This is a genomic window from Flavobacterium xylosi (assembly GCF_042787345.1).
Classification (GTDB): domain Bacteria; phylum Bacteroidota; class Bacteroidia; order Flavobacteriales; family Flavobacteriaceae; genus Flavobacterium; species Flavobacterium xylosi.
The window spans coordinates 22558-40695 of record NZ_JBHZPZ010000014.1 but is presented as its reverse complement, the minus strand read 5'-3'; the positions used below and the strand labels follow the sequence as shown (position 1 = coordinate 40695).

14 protein-coding genes, 1 tRNA gene and 2 pseudogenes are annotated in these 18138 nt (G+C 33.8%); 6 read left to right on the top strand and 11 right to left on the bottom strand.

What is annotated here, in order from left to right; all coding sequences use genetic code 11:
• Window positions 1–17 precede the first annotated feature (17 nt).
• On the top strand, window positions 18–707 hold the full coding sequence (locus tag ACFX5E_RS12215) for an SIMPL domain-containing protein (protein ID WP_379855424.1): 690 nt from the start codon (window positions 18–20) through the stop codon (window positions 705–707).
• A 143-nt stretch (window positions 708–850) separates the two neighbouring features.
• Here ACFX5E_RS12215 and ACFX5E_RS12210 read toward each other — a convergent pair.
• The 3 genes and pseudogenes from ACFX5E_RS12210 to ACFX5E_RS12200 all read right to left on the bottom strand — a co-directional run bounded on the left by ACFX5E_RS12210 (window position 851) and on the right by ACFX5E_RS12200 (window position 2277).
• A tRNA-Tyr gene (locus ACFX5E_RS12210) sits at window positions 851–931 on the bottom strand.
• A gap of 173 nt (window positions 932–1104) precedes the next feature.
• Window positions 1105–1491 (bottom strand): annotated as a pseudogene (locus ACFX5E_RS12205) (peroxiredoxin family protein); the annotation flags it as partial.
• An 18-nt stretch (window positions 1492–1509) separates the two neighbouring features.
• Window positions 1510–2277 (bottom strand): DUF4369 domain-containing protein, encoded by a 768-nt coding sequence (locus ACFX5E_RS12200; protein ID WP_379855423.1) that lies wholly within the window; start codon window positions 2275–2277, stop codon window positions 1510–1512.
• Window positions 2278–3256: 979 nt separating this feature from the next.
• Here ACFX5E_RS12200 and ACFX5E_RS12195 point away from each other — a divergent pair.
• Window positions 3257–3961: pseudogene (locus tag ACFX5E_RS12195) on the top strand (IS66 family transposase).
• Window positions 3962–4211: 250 nt separating this feature from the next.
• Here ACFX5E_RS12195 and fumC read toward each other — a convergent pair.
• Window positions 4212–5609 carry a class II fumarate hydratase gene (fumC, locus tag ACFX5E_RS12190; RefSeq protein WP_379855422.1) on the bottom strand — a complete coding sequence of 466 codons (1398 nt, stop codon included), beginning with the start codon at window positions 5607–5609 and terminating at the stop codon, window positions 4212–4214.
• 219 nt (window positions 5610–5828) lie between these two features.
• Between fumC and ACFX5E_RS12185 the strand changes: the two genes are divergently transcribed.
• Entirely contained in the window at window positions 5829–6026 is a 198-nt protein-coding gene (locus ACFX5E_RS12185) for a hypothetical protein (protein ID WP_379855464.1), read from the top strand.
• Window positions 6027–6150: 124 nt separating this feature from the next.
• On the opposite strand, the gene ACFX5E_RS12180 is transcribed toward ACFX5E_RS12185, so the two are convergent.
• Both ACFX5E_RS12180 and ACFX5E_RS12175 read right to left on the bottom strand, forming a co-directional pair.
• Window positions 6151–8613, bottom strand: coding sequence for a TonB-dependent receptor (locus tag ACFX5E_RS12180; RefSeq protein ID WP_379855421.1), 2463 nt, complete (start codon window positions 8611–8613; stop codon window positions 6151–6153).
• Between the two features lie 74 nt (window positions 8614–8687).
• Window positions 8688–9050: an arsenate reductase family protein gene (locus ACFX5E_RS12175; protein ID WP_379855420.1), complete on the bottom strand. Its 363-nt coding sequence runs from the start codon at window positions 9048–9050 to the stop codon at window positions 8688–8690.
• 96 nt (window positions 9051–9146) lie between these two features.
• On the opposite strand from ACFX5E_RS12175, the gene ACFX5E_RS12170 reads away from it, so the two are divergent.
• Together ACFX5E_RS12170 and ACFX5E_RS12165 are read left to right on the top strand one after the other, a co-directional pair.
• Window positions 9147–10061: a CPBP family intramembrane glutamic endopeptidase gene (locus ACFX5E_RS12170; protein ID WP_379855419.1), complete on the top strand. Its 915-nt coding sequence runs from the start codon at window positions 9147–9149 to the stop codon at window positions 10059–10061.
• A 39-nt stretch (window positions 10062–10100) separates the two neighbouring features.
• Window positions 10101–11147: an AMP-binding protein gene (locus ACFX5E_RS12165; RefSeq protein WP_379855418.1), complete on the top strand. Its 1047-nt coding sequence runs from the start codon at window positions 10101–10103 to the stop codon at window positions 11145–11147.
• A gap of 60 nt (window positions 11148–11207) precedes the next feature.
• Here the strand turns inward: ACFX5E_RS12165 and ACFX5E_RS12160 are convergent, their stop codons facing one another.
• The 5 genes from ACFX5E_RS12160 to lpxD all read right to left on the bottom strand — a co-directional run bounded on the left by ACFX5E_RS12160 (window position 11208) and on the right by lpxD (window position 17033).
• Window positions 11208–11630 (bottom strand): DoxX family protein, encoded by a 423-nt coding sequence (locus ACFX5E_RS12160; protein WP_379855417.1) that lies wholly within the window; start codon window positions 11628–11630, stop codon window positions 11208–11210.
• Between the two features lie 132 nt (window positions 11631–11762).
• A complete protein-coding gene (locus tag ACFX5E_RS12155) occupies window positions 11763–12362 on the bottom strand; it encodes a hypothetical protein (RefSeq protein ID WP_379855416.1) in 600 nt (199 codons plus the stop codon).
• Between the two features lie 243 nt (window positions 12363–12605).
• Window positions 12606–14180, bottom strand: a complete 1575-nt coding sequence (locus ACFX5E_RS12150; RefSeq protein ID WP_379855415.1) for a S41 family peptidase — start codon at window positions 14178–14180, stop codon at window positions 12606–12608.
• A gap of 59 nt (window positions 14181–14239) precedes the next feature.
• Entirely contained in the window at window positions 14240–15868 is a 1629-nt protein-coding gene (locus ACFX5E_RS12145; protein WP_379855414.1) for an acyl-CoA carboxylase subunit beta, read from the bottom strand.
• Between the two features lie 166 nt (window positions 15869–16034).
• Window positions 16035–17033: a UDP-3-O-(3-hydroxymyristoyl)glucosamine N-acyltransferase gene (gene lpxD, locus ACFX5E_RS12140; RefSeq protein ID WP_379855413.1), complete on the bottom strand. Its 999-nt coding sequence runs from the start codon at window positions 17031–17033 to the stop codon at window positions 16035–16037.
• A 185-nt stretch (window positions 17034–17218) separates the two neighbouring features.
• Between lpxD and ACFX5E_RS12135 the strand changes: the two genes are divergently transcribed.
• Complete coding sequence (locus ACFX5E_RS12135; protein WP_379855412.1) at window positions 17219–18130, top strand: phospholipase A; 912 nt, start codon at window positions 17219–17221, stop codon at window positions 18128–18130.
• The last annotated feature ends 8 nt before the right edge of the window (window positions 18131–18138 follow it).

Below are 18138 nucleotides of genomic sequence, written 5' to 3'. Positions count from 1 at the left end.
AATTAAATAATATTAAGATGAAAAAAGCATTACTAGTTCTGTCGATTCTGTTTCTGACGGTATCCTATGGTCAAGAAATCAAACAAGTCCCTCAAATAAGTGTAAATGGAGAAGGCAAAGTAAAGGTTGTTCCGGATCAATCAACACTAGTTGTTACTATTGAAACAAAAGGTAATAATGCGAAAGACGTTAAAAAAGACAACGATCAAAAAATGGAAGCAGTTTTAAGGTTTGTCAAAAAAATGAACTTGGCTCCCGCTGATTATAAAACGCAACGTGTGTCTTTGAATCCTCAATACGATTATGAAAAAAAGAAACACAGTTATAATGCAACTCAAACCCTTGAGATCTTACTAAAAGATTTATCAAAATATGATGAATTAATGGAAGGATTGGTTGATCAGGGAATTAACCGAATAGATAATGTGATCTTTCAATCCTCAAAGTTGGCTCAATACCAATCTGAAGCAAGAAAACTAGCGATGAAAGAGGCAAAAATGAAAGCGGAGGACTATGTTGCTGTTCTTGGACAAAAAATAGGGCGCGCTATGACGATATCTGACAATTCACAGACTTATTATCCTCAACCCGTGTATATGGCCATGAAATCAATGGAAATGAGCGATACGAAAGCTCCAAGGGAAACGCTGGCAGTTGGCGAAATCAATATTACGGCCAATGTAACTGTAAGTTTTATTTTAGAATAAAAAATAATTCCAATAAATTGTAAAAGTCCCATCTCAGTAAAAATGAGATGGGACTTTTTTTTGGGATTATATTGAAATAAGGGCTTATTTGATTCATGTTTATTTTCACAAAAAAAACGTTTCAATTGCTTGAAACGTTTTAGTGGGGAGAGCAGGATTCGAACCTGCGAAGTTTACACAGCAGATTTACAGTCTGCCCTCGTTGGCCGCTTGAGTATCTCCCCAAGACTCAACAAGCATTGCTTATTGTGCTAACCGGGTGCAAATATAAAAACTGTTTCGAAGTTTCCAAACTATATTTACACTTAATTTTAGTATTATTTTTAAACCATTGGTATTGAATAAAATAAAAAAACCTCCACTAGGGAGATTTTTTAGTTTATTCTGTTAATTGGGCTTATTTAGCTAAAAGTTCGATAATTTTTGCTCTTAATTCGGCACCTCTTAGATCTTTTGCTACTACATTTCCTGATTCATCAAGAATAAAAGTGGCAGGAATAGATTCTACTTTATATTGTCTGGCTATTGGCTCGTCCCAAAATTTTAAATTTGAAACATGATTCCAAGTCAATTTATCTTTTGCGATAGCTTCTTTCCAAGCTTTCGCATCTTTATCTAAAGACACCCCAACGATATTAAGACCTTTTGAATGTAGGTCTTTATATATTGCTACAACATTTGGGTTTTCTTGACGACATGGACCACACCAGGAAGCCCAAAAATCAACTATTGTAACTTTTCCTAAACATTCTTTCAGGGATATTACTTTCCCTTCAGGATTAGGACCAGAAAAATCTGCTCTTCATTTAGCTTCAGCTGCTGGAGCTGGAGCAGGTGCTGGAGGAGTAGCTCCAACAGATGGTGATTTCATTTCAGTAAGTTTTGTTTTTACCGCTTTACCTGGTTTAGTATTTTTTAAAGACTCATCAAAGCTATTGTATATTTTTTCTGATTTTTTAACATCAGCACTTGGATCATTCAACATTCCTTGAATAATTAAGACAGAAATAAATGATTTTGGGTGAGTTTCTGCATAAGCTACATATTTAGCTTTTGAGGCTTCGCCAACTTCTTGTTGAATTTTGGCGAAATCTTTCATCAATCCATTGATTACAACAGTATCTTTAGCTTGCTGAGCAGCGTTCATCGCTTGCATGTTTTTCGTTTGGAAATCCATTAATTTCTTTTGAACTTGATTGATTTCCTTATTGAAAGTCACATACTCGTCATTATTATAGGTACCAGAAACTTTCGATTTTTGAATACTGTCTTTATTTACAATTATGGTAATATCTCCATTTTCTAAAATAAAAGGAATTTTATCTTGTGCACCCTCAATTTGTAATGTATGAAAAGAAGGCTCTAAAGATTTTCCTTTAATTTCAAATTTACCGTTTTCAATTTTTACAGTATCGATAGCAATCATTCCCATACCATTTTCATTCTGGGTTTCCATGATTACTGTTTTTCCATTTTCAAATCCTGCTGCAGTTCCAGAGATGGTGTATTTATCTTTAGTACAAGAAGTCAATAGCACAACAGCCGAAAGTAATAAAATTATTTTTTTCATTATTTATTAGTTAATTAAGTTAAGTCAGCAAAAGTATTTAAAAAAATAAATTATATACAATTTTAGTACTTAAATTTTTGTTATTGTTTTTTATTCTTAATAAGTATTTTGGGTCTTTAAAAAGGAATAATTAGACTTCACGAATTAAATTTAATTTGGCACTTTTATTAAATTGTTATTTTGTAACCATTCATCTTGTTTGAAAAAAAACATAGTTATGAACAATTTTGCCTTTCTGCTTTTGGAAAAACAGCTTTATTGTGAACAATTGTTGATTACTAATTAATAACTATTCGCTTGATTTTCTTTCCTTTCTGCGGGTGTTTGTTTCCTTTGCGTCAGACAAATAGAAATTGAACTCCGACAAAAAACGTGTTGCTAAATTAGAGACCAAAGTTACTCGATTAGAATCATTAGTTGAAAAATTACTTGATAAAATCGATGACTTAACGCATCGAAAAACAGCCGTAATAGGTCAGTTTCACCCTCTAAAGACGAAAATAGGCCTTTAAAAACCTAAAGTCTTCGCGCCAATCAAGGCAAAAAAGTAGGCGGACAACCCGGGCACGAAGGGAATACCTTGGAAATGATTGCCAACCCATATGTTATCATTGAACATCAACCAGAATTTTAAAATCATTGTGGTGATGATTTGTCTGATGAAACAGCAACATTTATGCTATGCAGACAAGTTGTTGACATACCACCGATTACTGCTGAATTTACTGAGCACTGTATATTTCAAAAAACTTGCCCTTGTGGACATCATACCAAAGCTTTGTTTCCTAGCGGAGTTAACTCGCCTATCAGTTATGGATCTAATATTCAAGCCACATTTGCTTATATGCACACTAGGCAATACTTGCCATTTGATAGAATGAGCGAGTTTTTCAGCGATGTTTGTAATTTAAAAATCTCACAAGGCACTCTTTGTACCTTACTCAAAGGCTTTGCCCAAAAAGCCTAACCGGCCTACGAGTTGATTGCTCAAAAAGTAGAAAATGAAAAAGTTGTTGGAGGTGATGAAACAGGTGCTAAAGTCAATGGGAAAAAGGAATGGTTCTGGACTTTTCAAAGTCAAGTTGCCACTTACATTACATTTTCAAACAATAGAGGAACTGCTACTGTAGACGAAAATTTCCCCAACGGTTTTACAAACTCCATACTCGTTCATGATTGCTGGCGGAGTTATTTTTAAATAAAATGCAAAACGCAACAGATATGCATCCCGCATTTACTTCGAGAACTTGTTTTTTTTGAAGAAGGTTATGAATCGCAATGGGCTATAAATTTTAAGGAATTGCTATATGAAGCAATCGAACTTAAACGGAATTTAACCCCAATTCAATATCTCAATCTAATACTTCAAAGGGATAAAATCATGGAACGATTGTCCATTTTGCTGCTAACTCCTGTTTCCAAAAACAGGAAGGATCTTTGTGCATTCCGCAAGCGAATACATAAATACAAGCAATATGTCTTTACTTTTTTATTCCACAACCAAGTCCCTCCGGACAACAATGCTTCTGAAAGAGCAATCCGAAATGTAAAAGTGAAACAAAAAGTATCCGGACAATTCAAAACCGAAAACGGGGCGCAATACTATGCGGTTATTCGTTCGGTAATAGATACCTGTACCAAAAACGGACAAAATATCTTTATCTTTTCCCTAAAGTTGCATTAATTAGTTGAATCTAGTCTATAAAAAACCCTTCAACATAATTTATGTTGAAGGGTTTTAATTTAGTGGACTGTTTATTACTTATGCCAAGCTACCTATTATGAATAAAATTTAGCTTTTTTGTCATTTCGAGGAAGGAGAAATGACATAACGAGAATAACTAATGAGATTTCTCCTCCGTCGAAATGACAAAATGAAATACATTGGTATTATAAAATGACAGTCCTATTAATTTATAACTCAAAATTCATAATTATTTCAAGCTTCCTACCATGTCTTCCGGTTTCACCCAAGCATCAAAATCTTCTGGCGTTACATAACCCAAACGAACGGCCTCTTCTTTTAGAGTTGTTCCGTTTTTATGAGCGGTTTGAGCAATTTCAGCCGATTTGTAATATCCAATTTTAGTATTCAGCGCCGTAACGAGCATCAATGAATTATCAACCAATTCTTTAATTCTTTTGTAGTTTGGTTCGATACCTTGTGCGCAATGTTCGTCAAAAGACATACAAGCGTCACCTAATAATCTCGCTGATTGCAGGAAGTTAGCCGCCATCAATGGCTTGAATACATTCAATTCATAATGACCTTGCATTCCACCAACTGTTATGGCAACATCGTTCCCCATAACTTGTGCGCAAACCATCGTTAAGGCTTCACATTGCGTAGGATTTACTTTTCCCGGCATAATGGAGGAACCCGGTTCGTTTTCTGGAATAATAATTTCACCAATTCCTGAACGTGGTCCTGAAGCCAGCATACGAACGTCATTTGCAATTTTATTTAATGAAACTGCCAATTGCTTTAAGGCGCCGTGAGTTTCTACAATTGCATCATGAGCGGCAAGTGCTTCAAATTTGTTTTCAGCAGTTACGAATGGATGTCCCGTAAATTCAGCAATATATGCCGCTACTTTTACATCGTATCCTTCAGGAGTATTTAATCCAGTTCCTACAGCTGTTCCGCCCAAAGCTACTTCAGATAAGTGTGCCAAAGTGTTTTTGACCGCTTTCAAACCGTAGTTCAATTGTGCTACATATCCTGAAATTTCTTGTCCTAATGTAAGTGGCGTAGCATCCATTAAGTGGGTACGACCAATCTTAACGACCGTATTAAATTCTAGCGCTTTAGCATGAAGTGTATCTCTTAATTTTTCAACACCCGGAATAGTAATTTCTACTACTGCTTTGTATGCGGCAATATGCATTCCTGTTGGGAAAGTATCATTAGAAGATTGTGATTTATTAACATCATCATTAGCTTTGATGAATTGTTCGCCTTCGCCAATGTTGAATCCTTTTAAGACTTGTGCACGATTAGCAACAACTTCATTTACGTTCATGTTGCTTTGCGTACCAGAACCTGTTTGCCAAATCACCAATGGAAATTCGTTGTCTAATTTACCAGCTAGGATTTCGTCACAAACTACAGCGATGGCATCTCTTTTTTCGATTGGTAAAACGCCTAAATCACAGTTTGCATAAGCGGCTGCTTTTTTTAGATAAGCAAATCCTTCAATAATTTCTTTTGGCATGGAAGCCGAAGCTCCGATTTTGAAATTGTTTCGGGAACGTTCTGTTTGTGCTCCCCAATATTTGTCTGCAGGAACCTGCACTTCACCCATCGTGTCTTTTTCTATTCTGAATTTCATTTCGTTGTTATTTATAAGTATTAAGTAGTTTATTCGATTTTTAGCCCCGATAAGAGTGAAAATCCTTTTATGCCGGTGTTCGGCATAAAAGATTGCAACGGATAGCGGGATTAGCTCCAAATTCTGAGCTCAAAAATACGGATAATTCCCTTTTTATAAAAATTGATTGATAGTTTTTGTTGTTTTTTATTGGTAAGAAAAGGAATTAAACCTACATTTGTGGCTACATTCAAAATTCCGGAAAACATGTTTGAATTTTCACAGTACTTAGGCTTTTTACTTTTCTTAACCGTTCTTACTATAGGATTCTGGTTGATGTTTTTTTTAGTTGGTTTCGTATCTTATTGGATAGGTGGAGCAACTTGGGAAGCGTATAAAGAGAAAAGAGCTAAAAAGAAGCAAGAACAATCAGTTTAATCTTTTTGTTAAATAAAAAAAGGACTCATTTATGGGCCCTTTTTTTTATGCTTATACTTTAGCAGTTTTATTGGATGAACTGATTTATAAAAAAAGGACCCATTTTCATGAGTCCATAATTTTGTTATCCTTGATAATCCCCTTCATTGTCATTTTGCATTTTACGTGGTTGCTTTTCTCTTTCGTTTTTTTGTTTGTTAAAACGATACGTAAATGAAAGTGTAAATTGTCTTTCTCTCCACTGCATTTCACCATAAGAATTAGCAAATTGAGGTAGGTAGGTTTCCATTATTCTTTTTCTCGAATTCAATACGTCACTGATATTGAATGAAAGTGTTCCCTTGTCTTTCATTATATCTTTGCTGAATGCTAAGTTTGCTGCAAAAACACCTAAACTTCTTCCTTGCGCATTATTTTGCGGACCGTTGTAAGTAGCATTTGTCTGCCAATCTATTTTGTATGGCAATGTAATTTTAGAGGTAACTCTAGTGAACCATGAAGTTGCCGTGTTGTCGAAATTTTGAGTTATTTCATTGTCATTGAAATCCGTGTAAACATAATTACCTTGTGTTTCATTTCTGAAGAAGTTGAAATTACCATTTAATTTCCACCATTTATATGGAGAATAATTTAACGTGAATTCAAAACCTGCTCTGTACTCTGTCGCTAAGTTAATAGGTGAGCTTATTGTTATCGGTATTCCGTTCACAAAATCCCCAGATTCTCTTCTTGCAAATTGAAATACATCAGTAGTTTTATTTACGTATAATGAAGTATTGAAAGTCAGTTTTTCCCATCTTTTGATGTATCCAAAGTCTAATGCATCAGTAAATGCCGGATCTAAATCAGGATTTCCAACAAAAATATTGATGTTACTTGATAAGTTGTTGAACGGGTTTAACATTCTTCCTCTTGGTCTTTGAATTCTTCGGCTGTAGCTTACAGAAGTACTACTTTTATCTGATAGTTCGTAAGTAAAGAAAGCACTTGGAAAAAAATTATTGTACTTTTTTGTATTGAAATCATTAGTTGCTAATTGATTGATATCAATATTAGAATCCTCAAAACGCAATCCGAAAAGCGCTGAAAATTTATTTATTTTCACTCCATATTGAGTGTAAATTGCGTTTACTTTCTCCTTGTATTCTAAAGTATTGGTGAAATTTTCATTGATCATCCCATCATTCTCAACTCTATAATCTGTAAGCAATTTTGAGAAATCACCACGGTAACCTGCTTCAAATTGACTTGCTTTTCCAAAAGGCAATACATAATCCAATTGAAGTAAATTTCTATTTTGAGTTTGATTGTTAATGGTATTGTCAAACTTTAAGACAGTCGTATTCGTTGCACGATCAGTTATTATAGCATCATTTAAATCTTCACTAGTAGAGAAAGAACCGTCAACAGTTAATTTATGACCGTCTTTTTTGAATTTTTTCGTGAAGTTTGTTGCAAATTCTACACTTTCGCTATCACTGCTTTCTTCATTGATTCTATTACGTCTGTAATCAAAACTTCCGTCTCCATTAATATTATCTTGAAAAACATTATCAATATTATTACCATTACTTTTTCTGTAATTGAATGTGTTTGTCCAGGCAGAGGTTTCGGTTAAGTACCATTCCATGCCAAAATTTCCATTGTATCCTTTATTTAATCTTTCATTTTTCCTGGATTCATTTACAGAGTTAATAATTTCATTATTATCGTTTAGATAATCCGTGTTGGTTATTGCATTTCCAGGATTGCTGCGATCGTTGTACCCTTGGGTAGTAAATAAGTTAAAGTTCTTTGACTTGTAATTTATTGTTCCGCTTAAACCATAATTTTCAGGATATCCCGCAGAGGCAATTAACGTCCCGTTTAATCCTTGGTTTTTACCTTTTTTCAAGATGATGTTCAATAATCCACCGCCACCTTCCGCGTCATATCGTGCAGATGGATTGGTAATTACTTCTACTTTTTCAATTGCATCGGCTGGAATCAATCGTAAAGCCTCAGCAATGTTTATTGCATTTGAAGGTCTTCCGTCAATAAGAACTCTTACATTTTCATTTCCACGAAGGCTTATGTTTCCTTCCACATCAACTGAAACAGAAGGAATATTGTCCAGAACATCACTTACAGTTCCACCTTTTACCATAAGGTCGCTGCCAACATTATATACTTTTTTGTCTAGTTTAATTTCAACGGTCGTTTTCTCAGATCGAATAACAACTTCATTTAATTGATTAGCATCTTCCTCTAAAGCGATTTGCCCTAGATTTGTACTTGTCTGAAGGCTTTTTTGTTTAATTTCATTCAATTTGAAAGATATGAACTCAATTTTTATATCATAAACACCTGGGATAACATCAATATCAAATTCTCCTTTTGCATTTGTAATTCCACCCGCAACAGGTTTTGGATTATTTGGATATTGAAAAGTAATAGTTGCGTATTCAAGCGGTTGTTTGCTTACTTTTTCGATTACTTTTCCAGTAATTTTAATTTTAGGTTTTGAATTGGGTCCTTGCTGCGCAAAATTTATTAGGCTAGTAAATAAGAATACAAAGGATAAGAGTTGTTTCAATTTTTTTGGCATTATAATAGTTTTAGATATGCGGTTTTAGATTGTAAAAAATGGGTTTGGTTTAAAAGCCAAATCACAAAAAAATGTTAATTAAATTTTGATGATATAATTATAAAATCAATTACGGAGTCTAATTCTCTTCCTATTATGGCTTTGTTTCCAATAATGACAATAGGTCTTTCGATAAGAATGGGATAAGTAACCATTGCTTGAATGATTTCATCATTGGTCATTTGTTTATTTTTGAAATTTTCTATCCAGATTTTCTCTTTTTGTCGGACCAATGAAATAGGTTCAAAATCTAATTTTTGAATAACATTTGCTAATTCATCAAAGGTAGGGCCGTTTTCGAGGTAGTTAATGACCTGATGTTCTTTATTGGATTCTTTTATCAGAAGTAAACAGTTTCTTGATTTTCCACATCGAGGATTATGGTATATTTGTATCATGTGATTGAGAAAAGAGAGTTTTAAATGCTCACTATCAGTGTAACAAAAGTAGAATTTGTTACTCTAATTTTAATAAAATATAAAAACAGGCAATATATGTTCATAGAACAAGGTTTCAAGTCAGAGAATAAATTTTGGAAATATATACTAGGTTCACTACTGATAATTGTTGCTTCTTTTTTAGGCCAATCTCCTTTATTAATTGCTTTATTGTATGACACTTTTGTCAATAAAAAGGCATATCCTTCTAATAATGATGATATTATGCGGTTTTTCGAGCCTAATATGACCTTGTTTTTGATATTGATTTCATTTGTTTTTGCGATGCTCGGGATTTTGTTCGTGGTGCGCTATTTGCATCATCAAACGATGCTTTCGATTACGACTTCAAGGGTTAAAATAGATTGGAAAAGAGTTCTTTTTTCATTTTCTATTTGGGCAATTTTTACGATTTTATCCACATTGGCTTTCTATTTTTCTAATCCAACTGATTTTGTGATCAATTTTAAACCTATTCCTTTTGCAATTTTGGTTTTATTAGGCACGGTCTTAATTCCAATTCAAACCAGTACGGAAGAATATATTTTTAGGGGTTATTTGATGCAAGGTTTTGCTAATCTCGCTAAAAACAAATGGTTTCCATTAATCATGACGTCTGTTATTTTTGGGGCCATGCATATTTCAAATCCAGAAGTAGCTAAAATGGGAAATATCATTTTAGTATATTATATAGGAACAGGATTGCTATTGGGAATAATCACTTTGATGGATGAAGGAATGGAATTAGCATTAGGATTTCATGCTGCTAACAATTTGGTAAGTGCTTTGCTGGTGACATCAGATTGGTCGGCCTTTCAAACGCATTCTATTTTCAAAGATATTTCTCAACCTTCAGCTGGTCTAGATGTTATATTTCCTGTTGTTGTCATTTACCCAATACTTTTATTTATCTTTAGTAAAAAATACAATTGGACGGATTGGAAAAAGAAGTTAACCGGAAAAATTGAGTAATATTCTTCTTTTAATGACTTAAATTCAAGCAAAAATAATATGAATACAATCACTTACAAAAACGTACACAATCATTTTAAACTGAATGGATTTCATTTGGATCGAAAAGATTTATGCAGAGTAGCCTATAGTTTTATAAAAGAAGGTGAAGACTATGAAAAGTCTGTCGGCGATTTTATATTGGACTGGTTTGACAATAAACCGTATATTGAACTTAATACATCCGGGACAACTGGTGCTCCAAAAATTATTAGAATTGAAAAACAAGCGATGGTAAATTCAGCCTTAGCGACAGGCGATTTTTTTAATTTGAGTCCTGGTGACAAAGCACTGCATTGTTTGCCGACTAAATATATTGCCGGAAAAATGATGTTTGTAAGGGGTTTTATTCTGGGACTTGATATGGATTTTGTAGCTCCCAGTTCACACCCGATGCTGCACAATGATACTAAGTACGATTTTGTTGCGATGGTTCCCTTACAAGCTCAAAATTCTTTGGCTGAACTGAAAAATGTTAAAAAAATGATTGTTGGCGGTGTTAAAATAAGTAAATCTTTAGAAAAAAGTCTTTCTAAGTTGAAAACGGAGACCTATGAGACTTATGGTATGACGGAGACAATCACTCATATTGCAGCCAAAAAAATAGGGGAGAAATTTTTCACTACTTTACCTAATATTAAAATTTCTCAGGACGATAGAAATTGTTTGGTGATTGATGCTCCAAATATTTCAAACGACAGTATTGTTACTAATGATTTAGTCGAATTAATAAATGAAAATCAATTTGGATATTTAGGTCGAATTGATAACGTAATCAATAGTGGCGGAATTAAATTGATTCCAGAACAAATTGAGGATAAATTATCCCATAAAATTCATTCAAGATTTTTTGTAACCGGAATTCAGGATCCTGTTTTGGGAGAAAAACTAATATTGGTTATCGAAGGCGAGAATCAGGCTTTAAATGAAAGTACTTTTGATGCATTAGATAAATACGAAAAACCAAAAGAAGTTTTTTATGTTTCAAAATTCATTGAAACACCTAATGGAAAAATAAAAAGAAAAGAAATTCAAGAAAGTCTTTAGACGAATTTTTTAAACTATAAAAAAAGCATCTTTAGTATCGAGATGCTTTTTTATGGTTTGTTATTTTTGCATTTTAAAATAGTAATCCGCTGAATGTTTTCCACTACCATAAAATAGGAAAAACACACAAATTGCTAATGTAACTAATGCTAAAAATAGATTTTGAGAATGCATTTCTCCCATAAAATTTATAATTACAGCAGCGATCAATACAGGTAACTGTGCAATTATTGCCCATCTGGTCAGTAAACCAAAAACAATCATTATTCCACCTACCATATGAGCTGGAGCAATATAATGGATAAGAAACATTCCCCCTCCAATTTTATCAATAGGGGATATTAAATCCGCCAGATATTGGATGTTGGTTATAAAAGAAATTCCTTTCATAAATAAAAAAATACCAAGTGCCATTCGTAACAAATCAATCGGTAAATAAGTGTGGGTATTAGCCCATTTATTTAATTCTTTTACGCTGTTCATAATACTTAGTTTTTAAAATGATACACTAAGTTACTAATTTTTAATAACATATGGAATTTTCTGTAAAAATAAAATGTAGTATTTTTTGCTTTAAAAATAAACGTTGAAAAGTGATATCATATCAGGGAAGTTTTATTTATAAAAACAGTAATTAAACTTGAGTCCAAGCGTATTTTCAGCATGACCATGAGCTATGAAGTTTGTTAAATTCAAAGATATATTCATTTTGTATTTAGGAATATATTTTCCTAAATACAGTCCAGAACAAGAACCGTAACGCGTGGGACCATTGAATTCATTAACAAAACCTAATCCAATTTTTGGGTCTTCGTCAGAAATTGCATAACCCACACCACTTTCGGCTCCTAAGAACCAATTTGATTTTAAGTTGACTTGTATATTAGGTTTAAGGGCAAACAGACTGAAATTTCGATATAGCGCCCTTTCTTTTACGGTACTTTCCGGAGGAACTTCCGGATGATTTTTTTTAGTGAATCGATAATCGTATTCAGCTCTAAGCCCAAACTCTGTTGTGGGTGTAATTTTCTCTGCAATCCTTAAATTGACACCAATTCCGAGCCGATGTGACCGATACATCTCTATATGAACTGGTAATGAGAGATTAATACCGGATTCTAATACAAATGAATTGTCTTGTTCTTTTTGTGCAAATGCAAACGAAACAAAGAATAACAATAGTAAAGTCATTATAGCATCTAAAATTTTTTTCATTTTTTTCTTCGAATTAAAATCTAACTAGTAGTAAAAAAAATATTTTATAAAAAAATAATGAGTAATGATAAGTTACAATTTGGGGTTTTGCATCTATAAATAGTAATCAAAGATACAAAGAATAATCTTCCAAAAGTACTGATAATCAGCTTTTTACGAAATACTTAGTTGTTGTATTAATCAAATAATTTTTAAAACTAAATTTTGAAAATCTTATAAGATTTTTTTAGATTTTTTATTAAGTTATTTTGTACTAGAAATAGTTGGTTTTATATCATTCAGAATCCAATCCATTTCCGGGTCGTTTCCTATAATTCGGTCTTGCAATGTTGGGATTATTGGTACATCAGGAAAAATACCTCTGCCGTTAATTTCTGTTTTATAATGAGGGGATATCAACATCAGACCTATCCGAATTTTTAATTCAGAGTTGGGTAATTTTACAAGTGGCATAAATCCGGCAACCGTTCCGTTATAGGCTCCTCCAGTTTCTTCCCCTACAAAAGTGGCTCTTTTTGAACCTTTTAAATTGGAGGAAATAATACTAGAAGCCGAAAAACTCATTCCGTTGATCAGAACATAAATGGTTCCTTTAAAAGAATTTTTATTTACTTTTTGAGGTTTTGTTTGAGTGGCATAAATATTTTTTCCATTCTTGTTCGCATGAACGCTCAAAAGTAAATAGGTGTAGACTATCGGAGAAAAAATAGTTTTTATAGTTTTTACGGCGAAAGAACCTCCATTAAAATAGGCCCCTCCGAATAAACTTGATTTTGATACCACTTCAGATTTATCCAAAAACACAAAAGTAGAGTCGGATAAATAAGAATATAAATTGTTGATTTCAGTTACACGACCGCCACCATTATCTCTTAAATCAAGTACAAATGTGATCGATTTATAGTTCTTAATTTTATTGAAGCTTTCTTTGTAAAAAGTTCGAAAATCCCCATTCTTAAATCCTCTAATTTTCATTACAGCAACACTGCTGTCTTTTTCTTCAAAATGCAAGTTTCGGTTGTAATTTTTCAAATCTGAATTATAACCATTAACTCTTTTCTTCTTTTTGAATGCTTTTGTTTTTGCTCTGTCAACCTCTGTTACCCTTTTTTTATCTTTCTTGTTTTGCTTATCAGTTTTGTCGTCTTTATGTCTTTTGATTGTAATTACTTTTAAACTGTCATTAAATTTAAAAGTAAATTTCAGGCTGTCTTTTACGCCATTTTGATTCGTGAAAAAGGTAGTAAATCTCTTGCCTGAACTTCGGGTTTTTAGAGTAGTATTATAACCATCGGAACTATAGAACTTATTGTATTCCTGAATTAAATCTATTGGTTTAGTTCCATTTACATCAATGACTTCGGTTCCTGGTTTTATTTTTTTGTCATACGATTTATTTTTTATTACATACAGTTTGTCATTAAAATAATCAAAATCAAATTGAGAAAATGGTCCAGTCCCTTTTTTAAGAAGTGCTTTGGTTTCCTTCTTTGTTTTTAATTTTGTAGCGGGATATACAAACGTATGACCTTGCCTTACAGCTGCAACCACAGGACTCAGTTTTTTGTAAAAATCGAGACTCGTCATTGGATTTCGAATAGTCATTTTTAAACTATCGAATTTGTAATCAAGGTCTTTTTTAGAGATATACCAGTATAAATTGGGATGTAACCGCTGTAATTTTTTATAAGTAAAATCAACATCAGATTTTAAATCTTTTTCAGAGATTAAATCGTTCAAATGTTCATTGTGTTTTTTTATGGAGGCACACTGACTAAAGAACAATAATGTAAAACCGAATAGAATTATTTTTCTCATTTTTTTAACTACGAATGTTTTTTACTGAACACTGATTACTGATTACTGAATACTGCAATTTAAACCTGAATTACTCCTAAGTTAAATTTCTTTTCAATAGGCGAGTGGTTTGCCGCTTCAATGCCCATAGAAATCCAAGTTCGGGTGTCTAAAGGATCAATAATGGCATCTGTCCAAAGTCTAGAAGCGGCATAATAGGGAGAAACCTGCTCGTCATATCTTGCTTTGATTTTGTCAAAAAGCGCTTTCTCTTTGGCCTCATCAACTATTTCGCCTTTTGCTTTAAGCGAAGAAGCTTCAATTTGTGCCAATACTTTTGCAGCCTGTGTACCGCCCATAACGGCTAATTCAGCACTTGGCCAGGCAAAAATTAATCTTGGGTCATATGCTTTTCCACACATGGCGTAATTTCCTGCGCCGTATGAATTCCCTACAATAACGGTGAATTTTGGAACAACTGAATTAGAAACGGCGTTAACCATTTTAGCACCATCTTTTATGATTCCGCCATGTTCTGATTTGGAACCCACCATAAAACCGGTAACATCTTGGACAAAAACTAAAGGTATTTTCTTTTGGTTGCAATTGGCGATAAAACGAGTGGCTTTATCCGCGCTATCCGAATAGATTACGCCTCCAAACTGCATTTCGCCATTTTTAGTTTTAACCACTTTTCGTTGGTTCGCAACAATTCCCACGGCCCAACCGTCAATTCTGGCATAACCAGTAATAATGGTTTGGCCGTAACCGTCCTTGTACGCTTCAAACTCAGAATTATCAACCAAACGATTGATGATTTCCATCATATCATATTGTTCATTTCTAGCTTTAGGTAAAATACCATAAATATCATTTTCGTCTAATGCTGGTTTTACCGCTTTTATTCGGCTGTAACCTGCTTTATCGAAATCACCAATTTTATCAACTATATTTTTTATTTTGTCTAATGCGTCTTTGTCATCTTTGGCTTTATAATCCGTAACGCCCGAAATTTCGCAATGTGTAGTTGCTCCGCCTAATGTTTCGTTATCGATGCTTTCGCCAATTGCTGCTTTGACTAAATAGCTTCCTGCCAGGAAAATACTTCCTGTTTTTTCGACAATCAAGGCTTCATCACTCATAATTGGCAGATAAGCTCCGCCAGCAACGCAACTTCCCATAACAGCAGCAATTTGAGTAATTCCCATGCTGCTCATTTGAGCATTATTTCTAAAAATGCGACCAAAATGTTCTTTGTCAGGGAAAATTTCATCTTGCAAAGGCAAATACACTCCGGCACTATCCACTAAATAGATAATTGGCAATCTATTTTCCATGGCGATTTCCTGTGCACGTAAGTTTTTCTTGGCGGTAATTGGAAACCAAGCACCTGCTTTTACAGTAGCATCATTGGCCACAACTATACATTGTTTTCCTCTGATATATCCTATTTTGACAACAACTCCGCCGGAAGGGCAGCCACCATGTTCAGCATACATTCCTTCACCAACAAATGCTCCGATCTCTATACTTTTCGCTTTGGGATCCAGTAAATAATCAATGCGTTCCCGAGCAGTCATTTTACCTTCGTTATGTAATTTTTGAATGCGTTTTTCACCGCCGCCCAATTTAACCAGGCTTAATTTTTGGCGTAATGCTGACAGTAAAAGTTTATTGTGGTCTTCGTTTTTATTGAAGTTCAAATCCATGATGAAATAGTTGTTAAATAATTAGTGCTAAATTAAAAAATTTATTGAGATAAATCTTTTAAACGCTGTTAGTTTAGAAAGAAAATCGAATGTATTATTGGTATTATAGCAAAAAAACAGAATTTAAGTTCTGTTTTTTTATGAATTTAACAATTAATAAAATTGATTATTTTTTTGAATCGGCAACCATTCTTTTTAAAATTGCCCATTGTTTTAAGGCATCACGTGCTTCGACAGCCGGATATCCCAACATGGTTTTTCCAGCAGGAATGTCTCCCGTAACACCGGAACCAGCACCTACAATGGCACCATCGCCAATTGTTGTGTGGTCTTTTATAGATGCGCTTCCTCCTATGATCACTCCATTTCCTAAAGTTACGGAACCAGCCAATCCGCTGTTTCCAGCCATAATACAAAATTTGCCTAATTTACTGTTATGACCAATCTGCACTAAATTATCAATTTTGCAACCATCACCTAAAATGGTAGAGCTGAATTTTCCTCGGTCAACGCAAGTATTAGCACCAATTTCAACACCATTGCCTATAATTACATTTCCAATTTGTGGGATTTTCACCAAACCTCTTTCAGGATCAGGGCGAAAACCAAAACCATCCGCACCAATAGTTGCATTGGGATGTATGATGCAATCGTTCCCTATGTGACAACGCTCTCGGATTACTGCTCCAGACCAAATTACAGTGTTTTTTCCTAGGGTACATTCATCGAGAATAGTAACATTTGGATATAGTGTTGTATTGTCTCCAATTACAACTTTAGGTCCTATATAACAACCTGCGCCAATTCGAACACCATTACAAATAATAGCGCTGTCATCTATAACTGCTGTCGGATGAATATCAATAGTAAATATTGGAGCTGGAGGTGCAAAAAGAGCTAAAACTTGTGACATGGCTAAGTCAGCATTTTTAACTTTTATAAAAGCCCGGTTTTCGCCTGGTTCTATTGATATGTCCTCGTTGACAACTGCAACGGCAGCCTTAGAAGTTGACCAATATTTTTCGTATTTTTTGTTTCCAATAAAAGAAATTTCGGATTCATTAGCCACTTCGAGTTGCTCCGGAGCAGTGATTTTTTGGGAAATTTTCCCGACAATAACCCCTTTTAAAATTTCATTTATTTCTTGGATTGAATAGGATTTCATTATGCGTAGATTGGATTTTGTTTATGGTATTTTTACCAAATAAAACGATTTCGAGCTGTAATTCCAAATCTTTCGGAATTCTTTAACACGTTGTAAGTGGTATTTATATAAGGAATAAAGAGAAATATGCAACAAATGACAGTTTTAAATAATTACTTTTACCCGTTAATATGCGATTATTGATTATGAAATTACCACAAATAAAGTTCTCTGTTTTTTTACTTTTATTTTCTTTTTTTACTGCAAATGCTCAGATACAAGCTTTGTTTAATAATAAAACCCAACTCCGAAACATGACGGAACGTTGGGAATTAGACACAACGGCAGTTAGAGGAACCTTTTTAGTTACGCCCTATAAACCTATGTATGTATTACCGGTTCACTGGACCAGTTCTCCTAATGAGCAGCCTATTTCCGGAAATGTAGATCCTGATTATATTGCACCCGCAGGAGTTGATTACAATAAGATTGAATCTAAATTTCAATTAAGTTTTAAGACTAAAGTTTTGCAAAACTTTTTTTGGGGACATGGTGATTTTTGGGTCGCTTATACGCAAATATCACATTGGCAGATTTATAATAATAATTTGTCGCGTCCTTTTAGAGAGGTAATTTATGAACCGGAACTGATTCTGAATTTCCCGGTTAAATTTAAACTTTTTGGATTAAATACCCGAATGATTGGTGTGGCAGTGAATCATCAATCAAACGGGAAAAGTGATCCTTATTCGCGAAGTTGGAACAGAATTATCCTTCATGCTGGCTTTGAATACAATCATTTGAGTATTTATATCAGGCCTTGGTTCATTTTGCCTGCAGCAAAAAACGACAACCCTGATATTGGAGAATATATAGGAAGAGGCGATCTGAATATTATTTATACTAGAAACGGTAATATTTTCTCTTTCGTTGGAACTCATAATTTGAATTTTAATTCAAAATCAAGAGGTAGTTCGGTATTTTCTTGGTCTTATCCCATAAAAAATAATCTGAAAGGTTTTCTTCAAGTTACTCATGGTTACGGAGAAACGCTGATAGATTACAATCATCTGCAGACAACCGTTGGTGTTGGTGTTTCTTTGATTGAATGGTTGTAAAAAAATAA